General features: G+C 56.7%; 14 protein-coding genes. 8 read left to right on the top strand and 6 right to left on the bottom strand.

Features of this window, described 5'->3' with window-relative positions:
- Positions 1-61 precede the first annotated feature (61 nt).
- Both rapA and rluA read left to right on the top strand, forming a co-directional pair.
- A complete protein-coding gene (gene rapA, locus INF73_RS19370) occupies positions 62-2,968 on the top strand; it encodes an RNA polymerase-associated protein RapA (RefSeq protein WP_193541090.1) in 2,907 nt (968 codons plus the stop codon).
- A gap of 12 nt (positions 2,969-2,980) precedes the next feature.
- Positions 2,981-3,640, top strand: coding sequence for a bifunctional tRNA pseudouridine(32) synthase/23S rRNA pseudouridine(746) synthase RluA (gene rluA, locus INF73_RS19365; protein ID WP_100171053.1), 660 nt, complete (start codon positions 2,981-2,983; stop codon positions 3,638-3,640).
- 30 nt (positions 3,641-3,670) lie between these two features.
- On the opposite strand, the gene djlA is transcribed toward rluA, so the two are convergent.
- The gene (gene djlA, locus INF73_RS19360) at positions 3,671-4,486 is read right to left on the bottom strand and encodes a co-chaperone DjlA (RefSeq protein WP_028015483.1); all 816 of its coding nucleotides are present in this window, start codon (positions 4,484-4,486) and stop codon (positions 3,671-3,673) included.
- 239 nt (positions 4,487-4,725) lie between these two features.
- Between djlA and lptD the strand changes: the two genes are divergently transcribed.
- The 6 genes from lptD to apaH are packed head-to-tail and all read left to right on the top strand — an operon-like array spanning position 4,726 to position 11,455.
- Complete coding sequence (gene lptD, locus INF73_RS19355) at positions 4,726-7,077, top strand: LPS assembly protein LptD (protein ID WP_136486650.1); 2,352 nt, start codon at positions 4,726-4,728, stop codon at positions 7,075-7,077.
- A gap of 53 nt (positions 7,078-7,130) precedes the next feature.
- On the top strand, positions 7,131-8,417 hold the full coding sequence (gene surA / locus INF73_RS19350; protein ID WP_028015481.1) for a peptidylprolyl isomerase SurA: 1,287 nt from the start codon (positions 7,131-7,133) through the stop codon (positions 8,415-8,417).
- Positions 8,417-9,403 carry a 4-hydroxythreonine-4-phosphate dehydrogenase PdxA gene (pdxA, locus tag INF73_RS19345; RefSeq protein WP_059357859.1) on the top strand — a complete coding sequence of 329 codons (987 nt, stop codon included), beginning with the start codon at positions 8,417-8,419 and terminating at the stop codon, positions 9,401-9,403. The genes surA and pdxA overlap by 1 nt, the downstream gene beginning before the upstream one ends.
- On the top strand, positions 9,400-10,221 hold the full coding sequence (gene rsmA, locus INF73_RS19340) for a 16S rRNA (adenine(1518)-N(6)/adenine(1519)-N(6))-dimethyltransferase RsmA (RefSeq protein ID WP_028015479.1): 822 nt from the start codon (positions 9,400-9,402) through the stop codon (positions 10,219-10,221). Before pdxA ends, rsmA begins: the two co-directional genes overlap by 4 nt.
- 3 nt (positions 10,222-10,224) lie before the next feature.
- Positions 10,225-10,602 carry a Co2+/Mg2+ efflux protein ApaG gene (gene apaG / locus INF73_RS19335; RefSeq protein WP_014882505.1) on the top strand — a complete coding sequence of 126 codons (378 nt, stop codon included), beginning with the start codon at positions 10,225-10,227 and terminating at the stop codon, positions 10,600-10,602.
- 4 nt (positions 10,603-10,606) lie between these two features.
- Positions 10,607-11,455, top strand: coding sequence for a bis(5'-nucleosyl)-tetraphosphatase (symmetrical) ApaH (gene apaH / locus INF73_RS19330; protein ID WP_045631140.1), 849 nt, complete (start codon positions 10,607-10,609; stop codon positions 11,453-11,455).
- A 35-nt stretch (positions 11,456-11,490) separates the two neighbouring features.
- Here apaH and folA read toward each other — a convergent pair whose 3' ends face one another.
- From folA to carB, 5 genes are all read right to left on the bottom strand, one after another.
- Entirely contained in the window at positions 11,491-11,970 is a 480-nt protein-coding gene (gene folA, locus INF73_RS19325; RefSeq protein ID WP_006173915.1) for a type 3 dihydrofolate reductase, read from the bottom strand.
- Positions 11,971-12,084: 114 nt separating this feature from the next.
- The gene (kefC, locus tag INF73_RS19320) at positions 12,085-13,950 is read right to left on the bottom strand and encodes a glutathione-regulated potassium-efflux system protein KefC (protein ID WP_048999031.1); all 1,866 of its coding nucleotides are present in this window, start codon (positions 13,948-13,950) and stop codon (positions 12,085-12,087) included.
- Complete coding sequence (kefF, locus tag INF73_RS19315; protein ID WP_193541088.1) at positions 13,943-14,473, bottom strand: glutathione-regulated potassium-efflux system oxidoreductase KefF; 531 nt, start codon at positions 14,471-14,473, stop codon at positions 13,943-13,945. The genes kefC and kefF overlap by 8 nt, the downstream gene beginning before the upstream one ends.
- A 105-nt stretch (positions 14,474-14,578) precedes the next feature.
- Entirely contained in the window at positions 14,579-14,812 is a 234-nt protein-coding gene (locus tag INF73_RS19310) for a YgdI/YgdR family lipoprotein (protein ID WP_003856439.1), read from the bottom strand.
- Positions 14,813-14,952: 140 nt separating this feature from the next.
- Entirely contained in the window at positions 14,953-18,177 is a 3,225-nt protein-coding gene (carB, locus tag INF73_RS19305) for a carbamoyl-phosphate synthase large subunit (RefSeq protein WP_193541085.1), read from the bottom strand.
- Between the last annotated feature and the right edge of the window lie 11 nt (positions 18,178-18,188).

The following is an 18,188-nucleotide window of genomic DNA, read 5'->3' as shown; positions in this document are numbered from 1 at the left end:
ACCGTCTTTTTTGATGGGGGTCGAACTATTGCCTGCAATTAAAGATTAGAGCCGAACAACTATGCCTTTTACACTTGGTCAACGCTGGATCAGCGATACAGAAAGCGAACTTGGATTAGGAACCGTCGTTGCCGTTGATGCACGCATGGTTACTCTCCTCTTCCCTGCTACCGGTGAAAACCGCCTGTACGCCCGCAATGACTCCCCTGTGACCCGCGTAATGTTCAATCCGGGCGACACCGTGACCAGCCACGAAGGCTGGCAGCTAAAGGTTGAAGACGTAAAAGAAGAGAATGGACTGCTCGCCTACATCGGAACGCGTCTTGATACCGAAGAGACGAACGTCATCCTGCGTGAAGTGCTGCTCGACAGCAAACTGGTGTTCAGCAAGCCGCAGGACCGCCTGTTTGCCGGGCAAATCGACCGTATGGATCGCTTCTCCCTGCGCTACCGCGCGCGTAAGTTCCAGAGCGAACAGTACCGCATGCCGTGGAGTGGCCTGCGCGGTCAGCGCACCAGCCTGATCCCCCACCAGCTGAATATCGCCCATGACGTGGGCCGTCGCCATGCGCCCCGCGTGCTGCTTGCCGACGAAGTGGGCCTGGGCAAAACCATCGAAGCAGGCATGATCCTGCACCAGCAATTGCTCTCTGGCGCTGCCGAGCGCGTGCTGATTGTTGTGCCTGAAACCCTCCAGCACCAGTGGCTGGTGGAGATGCTGCGCCGCTTTAACCTGCGCTTCTCCCTGTTCGACGACGAGCGCTATGCCGAAGCGCAGCACGACGCGGACAACCCGTTTGAAACCGAACAGCTGGTGATCTGCTCGCTGGATTTCGTGCGCCGCAGCAAGCAGCGTCTTGAGCATCTGTGCGATGCCGAATGGGACATGATGGTCGTCGACGAAGCGCACCACCTGGTGTGGAGCGAAGATGCCCCAAGCCGCGAATATATAGCGATTGAACAGCTTGCCGAGCGCGTGCCCGGCGTCCTGCTGCTGACCGCAACGCCGGAGCAGCTCGGTCTGGAAAGTCACTTCGCCCGTCTGCGCCTGCTCGATCCAAACCGTTTCCACGACTTCGCTCAGTTCGTGGAAGAGCAGAACAACTACCGTCCTGTTGCGGATGCCGTCGCGCTGCTGCTGGCGGGTAAACGTCTCTCAAACGACGAACTTAACACTCTGAGCGATCTGATTGGCGAGCAGGATATCGAACCGCTGCTACAGACCGCGAACAGCGACAGCGAGAATGCGGGATCCGCGCGTAAAGAGCTGATCGACATGCTGATGGACCGTCACGGCACCAGCCGCGTGCTGTTCCGCAACACCCGTAACGGCGTGAAAGGGTTCCCGAAACGCGAACTGCACACCATCAAGCTCCCGCTGCCGACGCAGTATCAGACGGCGATTAAAGTCTCCGGCATTATGGGCGCGCGCAAAACTCAGGAAGAGCGCGCGCGTGACATGCTCTACCCGGAACAGATTTATCAGGAATTTGAAGGCGATACCGGCACCTGGTGGAACTTCGACCCGCGCGTGGAGTGGCTGATGGGCTACCTGACCGCGCACCGCTCCCAGAAAGTGCTGGTGATCTGCGCCAAAGCTGCCACCGCGCTGCAGCTGGAACAGGTTCTGCGCGAGCGCGAAGGCATTCGTGCCGCCGTGTTCCACGAAGGCATGTCCATCGTCGAGCGCGACCGCGCGGCGGCGTGGTTCAGTGAAGAGGACAGCGGCGCGCAGGTGATGCTGTGCTCCGAAATCGGTTCTGAAGGGCGTAACTTCCAGTTCGCCAGCAATCTGGTGATGTTCGATCTGCCGTTCAACCCGGATCTGCTGGAGCAGCGTATCGGACGTCTGGATCGCATCGGCCAGGCGCATGATATTCAGATCCACGTGCCGTACCTGGAAAAAACCGCTCAGTCCGTGCTGGTGCGCTGGTTCCACGAAGGTCTGGATGCGTTTGAACATACCTGCCCAACGGGCCGCACCATTTATGACCAGGTGCATGGCGATCTGATCGGTTACCTGGCCGCGCCGGAAAATACCGACGGTTTTGATGATCTGATTAAATCCTGCCGCGAGAAACATGAAGCGCTGAAGGCGCAGCTTGAACAGGGGCGCGACCGCCTGCTGGAGATCCACTCCAACGGTGGCGAAAAAGCGCAGGCGCTTGCCGAGAGCATTGAAGAACAAGATGACGACACCAGCCTGATCGGCTTCTCGATGAACCTGTTCGACATTGTCGGGATTAACCAGGACGATCGTGGCGAGAACCTGATCGTGTTAACCCCGTCAGACCACATGCTGGTGCCCGATTTCCCGGGCCTGCCGGAAGATGGCTGTACCATCACCTTCGAGCGTGACGTGGCTCTGTCCCGCGAAGATGCTCAGTTCATCACCTGGGAACACCCGCTGATCCGCAACGGGCTGGATCTGATCCTCTCCGGTGATACCGGCAGCAGCACCATCTCCCTGTTGAAAAACAAGGCGCTGCCCGTAGGCACGCTGCTGCTGGAGCTGATCTATGTTGTGGAAGCGCAGGCGCCGAAACAGCTGCAGCTCAACCGCTTCCTGCCGCCAACGCCGGTGCGTTTGCTGCTGGATAAAAACGGTACGAACCTGGCAGGACAGGTGGAGTTCGAAAGCTTCAACCGCCAGCTAAGCGCGGTGAACCGCCATACCGGCAGCAAGCTGGTGAACGCGGTGCAGCAGGACGTGCACGCTATTCTCCAGCAGGGCGAAATCCAGATCGAAAAAGCGGCCCGAGACCTGATTGACGCCGCGCGCAATGAAGCCGACGAGAAACTGTCTGCCGAGCTGTCCCGTCTGGAAGCGTTGAAAGCGGTCAATCCGAACATCCGCGACGACGAACTGGCGGCAATTGAAAGCAACCGTCAGCAGGTGCTGGAAAGCCTGAATCAGGCGGGATGGCGTCTCGACGCCCTGCGTCTTATCGTTGTGACGCATCAGTAAACGGAGCGCAAGATGGTGATGGAGCCGTATAATCCGCCGCAGGATCCCTGGCTGGTCATTCTGTATCAGGATGAACACATTATGGTGGTCAACAAGCCGAGCGGCCTGTTGTCCGTGCCGGGCCGTCTGGATGAGCATAAGGACAGCGTGATGACGCGCATTCAGCGCGATTATCCGCAGGCCGAGTCCGTCCATCGCCTGGACATGGCCACCAGCGGCGTGATTGTGGTGGCGCTGAATAAAGCGGCGGAGCGCGAGCTGAAGCGTCAGTTCCGCGAGCGCGAGCCGAAGAAGCAGTATGTTGCCCGCGTCTGGGGCCACCCGGCGCAGGCGGAAGGGCTGGTGGATTTACCGCTGATTTGCGACTGGCCGAACAGGCCAAAGCAGAAGGTGTGTTATGAAACCGGCAAGGCCGCGCAAACCGAATATGAAGTGCTGGATTACGCGCCGGATAACACCGCGCGCGTCCTGCTTAAGCCGATTACCGGACGTTCACACCAGCTGCGCGTGCATATGCTTGCGCTGGGTCACCCGATTCTGGGTGACCGCTTCTACGCCCCGCCAGAGGCCCTGGCGTTAGCGCCACGCCTGCAGCTCCATGCGCAGACGCTCACCATCACCCACCCTACTTTCGGTAACGCGATGACGTTTAAAGCCCCGGTGGACTTCTGAAAAAAAAGCCCGACATTGTCGGGCTTTTTCTTATTTGAAACCTTTCTTCTCTTTAATGAGCTCGTACGCCTTCTGGATTTCCTGCGCTTTTTGCTTCGCCATCTCCATCATTTCCGGCGGTAAACCTTTCGCCACCAGCTTGTCAGGATGATGCTCGCTCATCAGCTTACGGTAGGCACGTTTAATCGTGGTTTGATCGTCCGTGGGCTTCACGCCAAGCACGTTGCAGGCATCTTCCAGCGTCGGGCCACGCTGCGCCTGCTGCCATGCACCGCCGGAAGACTGCTGGTGATAGCCGCCGCCAAACTGGGCACCGCCCTGCATCATGCGCAGGAACTGGTCAAACTGCATACGGGAGATACCCAGCTCTTCCGCAATAACGTACAGGACATCGCGTTCATTGGGATGAAGCGAGCCGTCGGCAAACGCCGCCTGGATTTGGATTTCCAGAAACATCCGAATTAAATCAAAACGTCCGAAGCAGATGCTGCGGAACTGGCGCATCTTTTCACGCAGCGGATAGTTATCCGATTTACCGATGCGAAACGCATTCTGCGCCGCCAGGCGGGACTCACCATGCAGGTTCATGCGATCCATAAAAACGCTGGCAATCTGAATATCCGCTTCGGTCACGCGGCCTTTGGATTTGGTTAAGTGCCCCATGACCTCAAAGGTGGTGGAGAAAAAGAGCGACTGGCGCTCGCGCTGATTGGCAAACCAGGCCATTTTGCGGCTGCGTGCCTTATCAAACATATGGCCAATGATAAGCCCAAGCACAATTCCCCAGAACCCGGCACCCATGATGATGGCGAACGCAACGCCGATTATTTTACCCCAATACTGCATATACTCCCCGGATAGTCATATTCCCTGCCGACGCAACGTCATCATCACAGTGTTCAAGCCACGGTCAATTGAAGGACATCGCCTATAATTTGCTTTATCATACTCGTCATTCGATAGCGAGCCTAACACTCTGGCGCGCAAACGGGCAGGATTAACGCTGGTACTGCGCTGATGAGTAAGATAGTCTCTGAGCGTTTGTAAGCCGTAGCCACTGATGACGGAACAATAAAATATAACGTATGAAAAAACGTATCCCCACCCTCCTGGCCACAATGATTGGCTCCGCCCTGTACAGTCAACAGGGGCTGGCGGCCGATCTCGCCTCGCAGTGTATGCTTGGCGTCCCAAGTTATAATCGCCCACTGGTGGAGGGCGATACAAATAGCTTGCCGGTAACCATTACTGCCGATAGCTCCAAAGGTACTTATCCTGACAATGCCACGTTTACGGGCAATGTGGATATTAACCAGGGCAATAGCCGCCTGCAGGCTGATGAAGTGCAGTTGCACCAGAAGCAGCCGGAAGGCGCGGTCGAGCCGGTACGAACGGTGGATGCGCTGGGTAATGTGCACTATGACGACAATCAGGTCATCCTGAAAGGTCCGAAAGCCTGGTCAAACCTGAATACCAAAGATACTAACGTCTGGGAAGGTGATTACCAGATGGTGGGTCGCCAGGGACGCGGTAAAGCGGACCTGATGAAACAGCGCGGTGAAAACCGCTATACGATTCTGGAGAATGGCTCCTTTACATCATGTCTGCCGGGTTCAAATACCTGGAGCGTGGTCGGGAGCGAAGTTATCCATGACCGTGAAGAGCAGGTCGCAGAGATCTGGAACGCACGCTTTAAGCTGGGTCCGGTGCCGGTATTCTACAGCCCTTATCTCCAGCTTCCCGTGGGTGACAAGCGTCGCTCGGGCTTCCTGATCCCGAATGCCAAATACAGCACCTCGAACTACTTTGAGTTCTACCTGCCGTATTACTGGAACATCGCGCCCAACATGGACGCCACGATCACGCCGCATTATATCCACAAGCGCGGCAACATCATGTGGGAAAACGAGTTCCGCTATCTGACTCAGGCCGGTGCTGGCCTGATGGAGCTGGATTATCTGCCGTCGGATAAGGTCTTCCAGGATGAGCACCCTACAGAAGGCGATAAACACCGCTGGCTATTCTACTGGCAGCATGCCGGAGTGATGGATCAGGTGTGGCGCTTTAACGTTGACTATACCAAAGTTAGCGACTCATCTTATTTTAACGACTTCTCGTCTAAATACGGTTCGAGCACGGATGGCTATGCCACGCAGAAGTTCAGCGTAGGCTATGCGGTGCAGAACTTTGATGCAACCGTCTCAACCAAACAGTTCCAGGTATTCTCTGACCTGTCCACGCCTACCTATGGTGCAGAGCCGCAGCTGGACGTTAACTGGTATCAGAATAATGTAGGTCCATTCGACACCCGGGTTTACGCTCAGGCGGTACATTTCGTGAACACGGATTCGGACATGCCGGAAGCTACGCGTGTTCACCTGGAGCCGACGATCAATCTGCCGTGGTCTAACGACTGGGCAAGCTTGAATACCGAAGCCAAGCTGATGGCGACGCACTATCAGCAAAAAAATATTGATAATTACAACACCACGAAGAATGCGCATCTGGAAGAGTCGGTTAACCGAACGCTCCCGCAGTTCAAAATGGACGGGAAGCTGATCTTCGAGCGTGATATGGGCCTGCTGGCGGATGGTTATACCCAGACGCTTGAGCCGCGTATGCAGTATTTGTACGTGCCGTATCGCGATCAGAGCAATATTCAAAACTACGACTCGTCTTTACTGCAGTCTGACTACAGCGGCCTGTTCCGTGACCGTACTTACGGCGGTCTGGACCGTATCGCCTCCGCTAACCAGTTAACGACCGGCGTCACAACACGCGTTTATGATGATGCCGCCGTTGAACGTTTTAACGTTTCTGTTGGTCAAATCTACTATTTCACCGAGTCACGTACCGGTGATGACAACATTAACTGGGAGAAGGACAACAAAACGGGCTCGCTGGTTTGGGCGGGAGACACGTACTGGCGCATGACTGACCGTTGGGGCCTGCGCGGTGGTGTGCAATATGACACTCGCCTCGATAATATCGCCACAAGCAGTGCCGCTATTGAGTACCGTCGCGATGAAGACCGCATGGTACAGTTGACGTATCGTTATGCCAGCCCGGAATATATTCAGGCAACATTGCCTTCTTATGCAGGCGCAGAACAGTATAAAGACGGCATCTCGCAGGTTGGTGGTGCAGCAAGCTGGCCTATCGCCGACCGCTGGTCAATCGTAGGCGCTTACTACTTTGACACTAATGCGAATAAGCCAGCGGACCAGATGGTAGGTCTGCAATATAACTCCTGCTGTTACGCGCTGCGCGTCGGTTACGAGCGTAAGCTTAACGGCTGGAACACTGTAAACAATCAGAGCAAATACGATAACGTGATTGGCTTTAATGTCGAACTGCGCGGCCTGAGCTCCAACTACGGCCTGGGCACGCATCAGATGCTGCGTTCGAACATTCTGCCGTACAGTAGTTCTTTGTAATGTGCTTGATTTACAACGTAATCCGCTTTGCGGTTAATTGAAATGGAAAAAGTATGAAGAACTGGAAAACGCTGCTGCTTGGTGTCGCTATGGTTGCGAATACCAGCTTCGCAGCCCCCCAGGTTGTTGATAAGGTCGCCGCTGTCGTTAACAACGGCGTCGTGCTCGAAAGTGACGTTGATGGTCTGATGAAATCCGTGAAGCTCAATTCGGGCGAAGCGGGTCAGCAACTTCCGGATGACGCCACGCTGCGCCACCAGATCCTGGAGCGTCTGATCATGGATCAGATTATCCTGCAGATGGGTCAGAAAATGGGCGTGAAGGTGACTGACGAGCAGCTCGATCAGGCTATCGCTAACATTGCAAAGCAGAACAACATGTCGCCGGACCAGATGCGCAGCCGTCTGGCCTATGACGGCATCAGCTACGCTACCTACCGTAACCAGATCCGTAAAGAGATGCTGATCTCGGAAGTGCGTAATAATGAAGTCCGTCGCCGCGTCACCATCCTGCCGCAGGAAGTGGATGCGCTGGCAAAACAGGTGGGCAACCAGAACGATGCGAGCACAGAGCTGAACCTGAGCCACATTCTGATCCCACTGCCAGAGAACCCAACGTCAGATCAGGCTGCTGAAGCAGAAAGTCAGGCACGTTCAATTGTCGACCAGGCGCGTAACGGCGGCGACTTTGGCAAGCTGGCTATCACCTACTCTGCTGACCAACAGGCCCTGAAAGGCGGCCAGATGGGCTGGGGACGTATCCAGGAGCTGCCATCTATCTTTGCTCAGGCGCTAAGCACGGCGAAGAAAGGCGATATCGTCGGTCCAATCCGTTCAGGGGTGGGCTTCCACATTCTGAAAGTGAACGATCTGCGCGGTCAGAGCCAGAATATCTCCGTGACTGAAGTTCACGCCCGCCACATTCTGCTGAAGCCGTCACCGATCATGACTGACGATCAGGCGCGTGCGAAGCTAGAGCAAATTGCCGCAGATATTAAGAGCGGTAAAACGTCGTTTGCCAATGCAGCGAAAGAGTTCTCTCAGGATCCTGGCTCTGCGAACCAGGGCGGCGATCTTGGCTGGGCGGCTGCGGACATTTACGATCCTGCCTTCCGCGATGCGCTGATGAAGCTGAATAAAGGCCAGATCAGTGCCCCGGTTCACTCTTCATTTGGCTGGCATCTGATCGAGCTGATGGACACCCGCAACGTGGACAAAACGGATGCGGCGCAGAAAGACAGAGCCTACCGTATGCTGTTTAACCGTAAGTTCTCCGAAGAAGCGGCAACCTGGATGCAGGAACAGCGCGCCAGTGCTTACGTGAAAGTCCTGAGCAACTAATGAAACAGCATCGTGTTGTTATCACTCCCGGCGAACCTGCCGGGATTGGGCCTGACCTCGTTGTCCAGCTCGCCCAGCGCAGCTGGCCAGTAGAACTGGTTGTCTGCGCGGATGCAACACTGTTACAAGACCGGGCGAATCTGCTCGGTCTGCCCTTAACGCTCATCCCTTACGTTGAAGGCCAACAGCCCGCGCCACAGCAGGCCGGTACGCTCACTCTTCTTTCTGTTCCCCTTCGTACACCCGTTATTCCAGGCCAGCTCAGCACGGAAAATGGCCACTACGTCGTGGAAACCCTTGCCCGCGCCTGCGACGGTTGCCTGAAGGGCGAATTTGCCGCTCTGATCACCGGCCCCGTGCATAAGGGCGTCATCAACGAAGCGGGCATACCGTTTACCGGGCATACGGAGTTCTTCGAAGAGCGCTCGCACAGCCCGAAAGTGGTGATGATGCTGGCGACGGAAGCGATGCGCGTTGCTCTCGTGACCACCCATCTACCGATCAAGGCCATTCCTGATGCCATCACCCCGGAACTGCTGCGGGAGATCATCGGGATCCTGCATCACGACCTGCAAACGAAGTTCGGCATCAAGCGGCCGCATGTGCTGGTCTGCGGCCTGAATCCGCACGCGGGTGAAGGGGGTCACATGGGCACCGAAGAGATCGACACCATTATTCCGGTGCTTGAAGAAATGCGCGCCAAAGGGATGAATCTCAGCGGGCCGCTGCCTGCGGACACCCTTTTCCAGCCAAAATACCTGGATAATGCCGACGCCGTCCTCGCGATGTACCACGATCAGGGTCTGCCCGTGCTAAAATACCAGGGCTTTGGCCGCGGGGTGAATATCACCCTCGGTTTACCCTTTATTCGAACGTCCGTTGACCACGGCACTGCGCTGGATCTGGCAGGCCAGGGGAAAGCGGATGTCGGCAGTTTTATTACGGCGCTTAATCTCGCCATCAAAATGATTGTTAATACTCAATGACTAATCGAGTCCATCAGGGCCACTTAGCCCGTAAACGCTTCGGGCAAAACTTTCTCAACGATCAATTCGTGATCGACAGCATCGTCTCTGCTATTAATCCGCAGAAGGGTCAGGCTATGGTCGAAATCGGCCCGGGCCTTGCCGCACTGACCGAGCCGGTAGGCGAACGCCTCGACGAGCTGACCGTTATCGAACTGGACCGCGACCTGGCCGCACGCCTGCAAACGCACCCGTTCCTCGGACCAAAGCTGACCATCTATCAGCAGGATGCCATGACCATGAACTTTGGCGAACTGTCGGAAAAAATGGGCCAGCCGCTGCGCGTGTTCGGCAACCTGCCGTATAACATCTCCACGCCGCTAATGTTCCACCTCTTTAGCTATACTGATGCCATTGCCGACATGCACTTCATGTTGCAAAAAGAGGTTGTTAACCGTCTGGTTGCAGGGCCGAACAGTAAAGCGTATGGTCGTTTAAGCGTGATGGCACAATATTACTGCAACGTGATCCCGGTACTCGAAGTACCGCCATCAGCGTTCACGCCGCCACCGAAAGTAGATTCTGCGGTTGTGCGCCTTGTGCCGCACAAAACGAAACCGTATCCGGTTAAAGATCTGCGTGTACTGAGCCGCATCACCACGGAAGCCTTTAACCAGCGCCGTAAAACGATCCGTAACAGTCTGAGCAATTCGTTTACCGTTGAGGTGCTAGCAGAGCTGGGGATCGACCCGGCAATGCGTGCGGAAAACATTTCCGTAGAGCAGTACTGCAAGCTGGCTAATTACATCAGCGAAAATGCGCCGCCGAAGGAGAGTTAAGCCATGATTGATTCGCCCCGCGTATGTGTCCATGTACAAAGCGTCTATGTTGAATCGCAATCCTCGCCGGATGAAGAGCGTTTTGTCTTTGCTTACACCGTGACCATTCGCAATCTGGGGCGGATGCCCGTGCAGCTGCGCGGGCGCTACTGGCTTATCACCAACGGCAATGGCCGCGAAATTGAAGTTCAGGGTGAAGGAGTGGTCGGTGAACAGCCCCACATCGCCCCTGGCGAAGAGTATCAGTACACCAGCGGCGCGGTAATTGAAACGCCGCTAGGTACCATGCAAGGCCATTATGAAATGGTCGACGTCGATGGCAATGTGTTCCGCGTTGCTATTCCTGTGTTCCGTCTCGCCGTAACCACACTCATTCATTAATCTAATGTCTACATATCTGATTGGCGACGTTCACGGTTGCTACGATGAACTGATCGCATTGTTAAAACAGGTCGACTTTACGCCAGGACAGGACACGCTCTGGCTGACGGGCGATTTAGTCGCGCGTGGTCCGGGCTCGCTTGAGGTTTTACGTTTCGTCAAATCTCTGGGCGACAGCGTGCGCATGGTGCTGGGCAATCACGATCTTCACCTGTTGGCCGTATTTGCCGGGATCAGCCGCAACAAACCTAAAGATCGCCTCTCTCCCCTGCTGGATGCGCCAGACGCGGACGACCTGATTAACTGGCTGCGCCGCCAGCCTTTACTGCAGGTCGATGAGGAGAAAAAGCTGGTCATGGCTCATGCCGGGATCACCCCGCAATGGGATCTTGAGACGGCTAAAACCTGCGCGCGTGACGTTGAGGCGGTGCTGGCGAGCGACTCGTACCCCTTCTTCCTTGATGCCATGTACGGCGATATGCCGAATCACTGGAGCGAGGATCTCAGCGGTCTGGCCCGCCTGCGCTTTATTACCAACGCTTTTACGCGCATGCGTTTCTGCTTCCCGAACGGGCAGCTGGACATGTATTCCAAAGAGACGCCGGAAAGCGCGCCTGCCCCGCTCAAACCGTGGTTTGCTATTCCTGGACCCGTGACAAGCGAGTACAACGTCGTCTTTGGCCACTGGGCTGCGCTGGAAGGAAAAGGCACGCCGGACGGGATCTACGGTCTGGATACCGGATGCTGCTGGGGCGGAGAGTTGACCTGCTTACGCTGGGAAGATAAAACTTACTTTGTTCAGCCGTCCAACCGACAGCTGGACTTAGGGGAAAGTGAGGCCGTTGCCTCCTGAATCATTCCCTCTCCCGGGCGGGAGAGGGACATCACTTAACGACGTTCCAGAATCTCGAAGCAGTAGCTGTGGGAGTTCTGTGCATCCGCGTCGTGGAACTCGCTGAATACCGATTCCCACTCGTCCGGATCGTAATCCGGGAAATGGGTGTCCCCTTCCACTTCCGCATCAATGTGGGTCAGATACAGCTTCTGCGCTTTTGGCAGGAACTGCTCATACACGCGGCCGCCGCCGATCACCATGATCTCTTCGGCGTCACCGCAGGCGGCAATCGCTTCATCAACGGACTTAACCCATTCGACGCGATCGTCAGTGCCCGGCTGGCTACTGATAACGATATTCTTACGGCCCGGCAATGGACGACCAATCGACTCCCAGGTCAGGCGGCCCATCACTACCGGCTTGTTTAACGTAGTACGTTTAAACCATGCGAGATCGGCAGGCAGGTTCCACGGCATGGCATTTTCCATACCGATAACGCGGTCCACCGCCAGCGCTGCAATCAGACTGATCATTGAAAATTTCCCGGATGCAAAAAATTGCCGCCACTATACGGAAAGCTTAATCTTTCGTCGACTGGCGGCAGAGTAAAGATAGAGAAATTTTTTATTATTGCTGGCAACTCCACTTCACGCGGAAGGTTTACTCTCGGGCTCGTCAGCCGGATCGCCGGTATGCTTGCCCTCTTCCGTGCCCTGCCAGCCATGGCGCTGGATCAGCGACAGGTGATTGCGGTCCTCGTTAATGATTTCTGTCAGCATGGCGCTGGTGCGTTTAAACACCGCCGCACGCTCCGTGGCCGTACTGCCGGCCATCGCCGCCATCTCTTCCACCATCCCGGTGTTAAAGCGGCGGAACAGGTCCGCACGTTCGCGCGCTTCATACGCGCCGAGCCCCAGATTCTCCAGCGCCAGGCGGCCAGACTTCAGCGCGCCTTCGAACGTTTCACGCTCCGGCGCTTCTACGCCCGCCTGACGCAGCCGGATGTAATGATCCACATCGCGCGCGCGGGAGATAATGGTCAGCCCTGGAAAATGCTCTTTTACCAGCTCCACCATCTGCATGCTGGTCTCAGGATCGTCAATGGCGTTAATCAATACCTCGGCTTTTGCCGCCCCGGCGGATTCCAGCAGATCGACGCGAGTCGCATCGCCGTAAAACACCTTCATATCAAATTTACGCAGGGTATCGACATGGTCAGGATCGTGATCGAGAATCACCATTTTCACCCCGCTTGACAGCAGTAAACGCCCGACGATCTGCCCGTAGCGACCAAATCCGGCGATGATGACGCGCGGCTGCTCCTCATCGATCTCGTCGGCTTCGCGCTCCTGCTCGCTGCCTGATTTTTCCAGACGCGTCAGCACCACCAGTAGAACAGGCGTTGCCGCCATCGACAGCGCGACCGCCAGCGTCAGCGCTTTCGCCCACTCGGGATCGAGCACGTTTGCCATCTGCGCGGCACCAAAGACCACGAATGCAAATTCGCTCCCCTGACCCAGCAGTACGGCAAACCAGCGGCGCTGCTTGTTCGGCACCTTCAATGGACGCGCAATCAGCCACAGCATCACCATTTTAATCACCAGGAAACCGACGAGCAGGATGACGATCCGCAGCGGGTGCGTGACCAGCGTGCCGAAGTCGACGGACATCCCCACGCCGATGAAAAACAGCCCCAGCAGCAGCCCTTTGAACGGCTCGATATCGCTTTCCAGCGCGTGGCGATATTCAGAGCTCGCCAGCAGAACGCCTGCAAGGAACGCCCCCATCGCCATCGACAGCCCGGCTTCCTCCAGCAGCAAACCAAAGCCAAACACCAGGAACAGCGCCACGGCGCTGAACACTTCGCGCAGGCCTGAACGGGCAACAAACCGCAGTAACGGGCGGGTCACGTAGCGGCCAAGCAGGACCACCAGCGCCAGCGCCCCCACGACTTTTAATGCCGACAGCGCAAACGCCCCCAGCGTCGTGGACGAGCCGCTTGCCGCCAGCAGCGGGATCATCGCCACCAGCGGAATAGCGGCAATATCCTGGAACAGCAGCACCGAAAACGCGCTGCGTCCCATCTGCGAGACCGTCAGATTTCGCTCGTTCATCGCCTGCATGGCGATGGCCGTCGAGGAGAGCGCCAGCGTCATGCCGATAAGCTCCGCCACTTTCCAGTCCATGCCCAACAGGATGCAGAACCCACCGAGCAGCAGGCCGCAGGCCACCATCTGCAGCGCGCCTCCGCCAAATACCGAGGCGCGAAGTTTCCATAACCTCTGCGGATCCAGCTCCAGACCAATCACAAACAGCATCAGCACGACGCCAATTTCAGCGAAATGGAGGATCGCCTCCGCATCCGTTACCAGTCGAAAGCCCCAGGGCCCAATGACGCAGCCCGCAATCAGGTAGCCAAGAACCGACCCCAGCCCCAGACGTACCGCCACCGGCACAATCAGCGCCGCCGCGCCGAGATAAATCAGCGCCTGTATCAGCGTATGGCTATCCATGATGCGTCTCCTGCCACTCAAGCAAGCGTTGTTTATAATGGCGAGCCTGCGCCTGCAGCGTTTCATCGTCGCAAACAAAGGTGCAATGCATCGCAAAAGGCGGGAGCCAGTTCAGCCCGCAGTAAAGCGCCGTAGCCTGCAGCGGCTGCGCCAGGACGTCAAACCCCGGGAAGGTACCAATATCAAAGTGGCTTTCCCCACCGCCGGTGGTAACCGCCCACATCAGGCTTTTGCCTTTTAGCGCATTGCCGTTGTGGCCGTAAGCCCAGCCGTGGGAGAAGACTTTATCGATCCACAGCTTCAGGAGCGGCGGCGTACTGTACCACTGCATAGGATGTTGCCAGATAATCAGATCGGCACGGGTGAGCGCCTCCTGTTCGGCGGCGATATCGATATTAAAATCGGGATAGAGTTGATAGAGGGAACGTATCTCTACGTTTTCGAGCGTCCTTGCCTGCTCAAGCATCCGCTTATTCGCATGCGAGTGCTGCGGATAAGGGTGCGCATAAATTATCAGAATCATTGAGTAGCCTGTTGTTTTACTGCCTTCTTTTACCAGAAGAGTGTAGACAGTAATTCAACAGGCTAATAGTGAATATTATTGACGGGCTAGCGTCAGAAAACTGAATTAGTTATCCAGCTCGCCCATGGATTTCACCTGGTCGCGATTAATCTGTTCAGTTTGACCGGTTTCGGCGTTTTTGTACGACACCAGGCCGGTATCGTCATCCACCTGCGGTTTCCCGTCAGTCACGATGGTTTTACCATCGGTGGTTTTTACGGCCTGATTGGACGAACAGCCCGCGACGGTAAACATTGCGGTGGCAGCCAGAACGGAAGCGATCAGTAATTTATTTTGCATGGTGTTTTCCCCTGCTCTCAGTTGAATTTTCGTTATCGACCTAACTATTTTAGGCTAACTGACTGAAAGCGGATGAAAAACCAGAAGGTTCTTAAGATGGGAAAATTGCCCGGTAACCGAACGGTACCGGGCTATGGGGGTTACTTGCTAATCTGTGCGTGCATTTCCTGCACCGAAATCACCTTCTCGGTAGCATCCGCATTCAGCGCCATCGCTGTTGCGAAACCGCCGTTCAGTGTGGTGTCGTAGTGCACTTTGTATTGCAGCGCGCTGCGGCGAATCAGCTTGGAGTCTTCAATCGCCTGGCGTCCTGCGGTGGTGTTGATAATGTAGGTATATTCGCCATTCTTGATACGATCCTGAATGTGCGGACGGCCTTCATGCACCTTGTTCACCAGACGCGGGTTGATCCCGGCTTCACCCAACACAATCGCCGTACCGTGGGTCGCGTCCAGCTCGAAGCCCTGTTTCAGCAGCTTGGCGGCCAGGTCAACCACGCGCTCTTTATCGCCTTCGCGAACGGAGAGCAGCGCACGGCCCGATTTTCTCATGGTGGAGCTACTGCCCAGCTGCGCCTTGGCAAACGCTTCTGCGAAGGTGCGGCCCACGCCCATCACTTCCCCGGTTGAGCGCATTTCAGGCCCTAACAGCGGGTCAACGCCCGGGAATTTGTTGAATGGCAGCACCACTTCTTTCACCGAGTAATACGGCGGGATGATCTCTTTTGTCACGCCCTGCTGAGCCAGCGTCTGGCCGGCCATCACGCGCGCCGCCACTTTCGCCAGCGGAATACCGGTGGCTTTAGAGACGAACGGTACGGTACGCGCCGCACGCGGGTTGACTTCAATCAGATAAACTTCGTTGTCTTTCACCGCAAACTGGACGTTCATCAGGCCGCGAACCTGCAGCTCGAAGGCCAGCTTCTGCACCTGCTGGCGCATCACGTCCTGAATTTCCTGGCTCAGGGTGTACGCTGGCAGAGAACAGGCGGAGTCGCCGGAGTGCACGCCCGCCTGCTCGATGTGCTCCATGATGCCGCCAATCAGCACCATTTCGCCGTCGCAGATGGCATCCACGTCCACTTCAACCGCGTCGTCGAGGAAGCGGTCGAGCAGCACTGGCGCATCGTTGGAGACGCTCACCGCCGTCTGGAAGTAGCGACGCAGGTCGGCTTCGTCGTAGACGATTTCCATCGCGCGGCCGCCCAGGACGTAGGACGGACGCACCACCAGCGGGTAGCCAATCTCTTTCGCCTTCTCAACGGCCTGTTCGATGGCCGTCACTGTGGCGTTCGCCGGCTGCTTCAGCTTCAGACGGTCAACCGCCTGCTGGAAACGCTCGCGGTCTTCGGCACGGTCAATCGCGTCCGGGCTGGTACCGATAACCGGTACGCCCGCCGCTTCCAGCGCGCGCGCCAGCTTCAGCGGGGTCTGACCGCCGTACTGCACGATAACGCCTTTTGGCTTCTCGATGCGCACGATTTCCAGCACGTCTTCCAGGGTAACCGGCTCGAAGTAGAGGCGATCGGAGGTGTCGTAGTCGGTAGAAACGGTTTCCGGGTTACAGTTGACCATGATGGTCTCGTACCCGTCTTCGCGCAGCGCCAGCGAGGCGTGCACGCAGCAGTAGTCGAACTCAATGCCCTGGCCGATACGGTTTGGACCGCCGCCCAGCACCATAATCTTGTCGCGGTCGACGGACGGATTCGCTTCGCACTCGTCTTCATAGGTGGAGTACATGTACGCGGTATCGGTCGAGAACTCTGCCGCACAGGTATCCACGCGCTTGTAAACCGGGTGCAGGTCATACTGGTCGCGCAGCTTGCGGATTTCCGCTTCGCGCACGCCCGCCAGCTTAGCCAGACGCGCATCGGCGAAGCCTTTACGCTTCAGCATGCGCAGGAAGTCTGCGTCCAGACCGTTGATGCCCAGCTCCGCCACTTTCTCTTCCAGACGCACCAGCTCTTCAATCTGCACCAGGAACCAGCGGTCGATGTTGGTCAGGTTAAATACGCCGTCGACGGACAGGCCCGCGCGGAAGGCATCGGCGATGTACCAGATACGCTCTGCGCCCGCGTCTTTCAGCTCGCGGCGGATTTTGGTCAGCGCTTCCGGGTCGTCCAGGTTCACTTTCGGGTCAAAGCCGGTGGCGCCCACTTCCAGACCGCGCAGCGCTTTTTGCAGGGATTCCTGCTGCGTGCGGCCAATCGCCATCACTTCACCCACAGATTTCATCTGGGTCGTCAGACGGTCGTTCGCGCCCGCGAATTTCTCGAAGTTAAAGCGAGGAATTTTAGTCACAACGTAGTCGATGGACGGCTCGAAGGACGCAGGCGTGCGGCCACCGGTGATGTCGTTCATCAGCTCGTCGAGGGTGTAACCCACTGCCAGCTTCGCCGCCACTTTCGCAATCGGGAAGCCGGTGGCTTTGGAGGCCAGCGCGGAGGAGCGGGACACGCGCGGGTTCATTTCGATAACAATCAGACGGCCGGTTTTCGGGTTCACCGAGAACTGCACGTTAGAGCCGCCGGTTTCCACGCCGATTTCACGCAGTACCGCCATCGAGGCGTTACGCATGATTTGATACTCTTTGTCGGTCAGCGTCTGGGCTGGCGCAACGGTGATGGAGTCGCCGGTGTGGATACCCATCGCATCGAAGTTTTCGATGGAGCAGACGATGATGCAGTTGTCGTTTTTATCACGCACCACTTCCATCTCGTACTCTTTCCAGCCAATCAGCGATTCATCAATCAGCAGCTCTTTGGTTGGGGAGAGATCCAGACCGCGCTCACAAATCTCTTCGAACTCTTCGCGGTTGTAGGCGATACCGCCACCGGTGCCGCCCATGGTGAACGATGGACGGATGATGCACGGATAGCCCACTTCAGCCGCAACGGCCAGCGCCTCTTCCATGTTATGCGCAATACCGGAACGCGCGGTGTCGAGGCCGATTTTCTTCATCGCCACGTCAAAGCGGCGACGGTCTTCGGCTTTATCAATCGCGTCGGCGGTCGCACCAATCATGGTGACGCCAAATTCAGCCAGCACGCCCTGACGCTCCAGCTCCAGCGCACAGTTCAGCGCCGTCTGGCCGCCCATGGTTGGCAGCACCGCGTCCGGGCGCTCTTTTTCGATGATTTTACGCACCACTTCCCAGTGAATCGGCTCGATGTAGGTGGCATCCGCCATTTCCGGGTCGGTCATGATGGTCGCCGGGTTAGAGTTCACCAGGATAACGCGGTAACCCTCTTCGCGCAGCGCTTTACACGCCTGCGCGCCGGAGTAGTCGAATTCGCAGGCCTGGCCGATGACGATCGGGCCAGCGCCAAGGATCAGGATGCTTTTTATGTCTGTACGTTTTGGCATGGTCTTCTCGG

The sequence above is a fragment of the Enterobacter cloacae complex sp. P6RS genome (assembly GCF_014982245.1).
GTDB classification, from domain to species: domain Bacteria; phylum Pseudomonadota; class Gammaproteobacteria; order Enterobacterales; family Enterobacteriaceae; genus Enterobacter; species Enterobacter bugandensis.
This window is presented reverse-complemented; position numbering and strand designations above follow the sequence as displayed.

Bases quoted from the DNA above. Each gene is read 5' to 3' on its own strand.
- rapA (WP_193541090.1), top strand. From the start codon at position 62: ATGCCTTTTACACTTGGTCAACGCTGGATCAGCGATACAGAAAGCGAA.
- rluA (WP_100171053.1), top strand. From the start codon at position 2,981: ATGGTGATGGAGCCGTATAATCCGCCGCAGGATCCCTGGCTGGTCATT.
- djlA (WP_028015483.1), bottom strand. From the start codon at position 4,486: ATGCAGTATTGGGGTAAAATAATCGGCGTTGCGTTCGCCATCATCATG.
- lptD (WP_136486650.1), top strand. From the start codon at position 4,726: ATGAAAAAACGTATCCCCACCCTCCTGGCCACAATGATTGGCTCCGCC.
- surA (WP_028015481.1), top strand. From the start codon at position 7,131: ATGAAGAACTGGAAAACGCTGCTGCTTGGTGTCGCTATGGTTGCGAAT.
- pdxA (WP_059357859.1), top strand. From the start codon at position 8,417: ATGAAACAGCATCGTGTTGTTATCACTCCCGGCGAACCTGCCGGGATT.
- rsmA (WP_028015479.1), top strand. From the start codon at position 9,400: ATGACTAATCGAGTCCATCAGGGCCACTTAGCCCGTAAACGCTTCGGG.
- apaG (WP_014882505.1), top strand. From the start codon at position 10,225: ATGATTGATTCGCCCCGCGTATGTGTCCATGTACAAAGCGTCTATGTT.
- apaH (WP_045631140.1), top strand. From the start codon at position 10,607: ATGTCTACATATCTGATTGGCGACGTTCACGGTTGCTACGATGAACTG.
- folA (WP_006173915.1), bottom strand. From the start codon at position 11,970: ATGATCAGTCTGATTGCAGCGCTGGCGGTGGACCGCGTTATCGGTATG.
- kefC (WP_048999031.1), bottom strand. From the start codon at position 13,950: ATGGATAGCCATACGCTGATACAGGCGCTGATTTATCTCGGCGCGGCG.
- kefF (WP_193541088.1), bottom strand. From the start codon at position 14,473: ATGATTCTGATAATTTATGCGCACCCTTATCCGCAGCACTCGCATGCG.
- INF73_RS19310 (WP_003856439.1), bottom strand. From the start codon at position 14,812: ATGCAAAATAAATTACTGATCGCTTCCGTTCTGGCTGCCACCGCAATG.
- carB (WP_193541085.1), bottom strand. From the start codon at position 18,177: ATGCCAAAACGTACAGACATAAAAAGCATCCTGATCCTTGGCGCTGGC.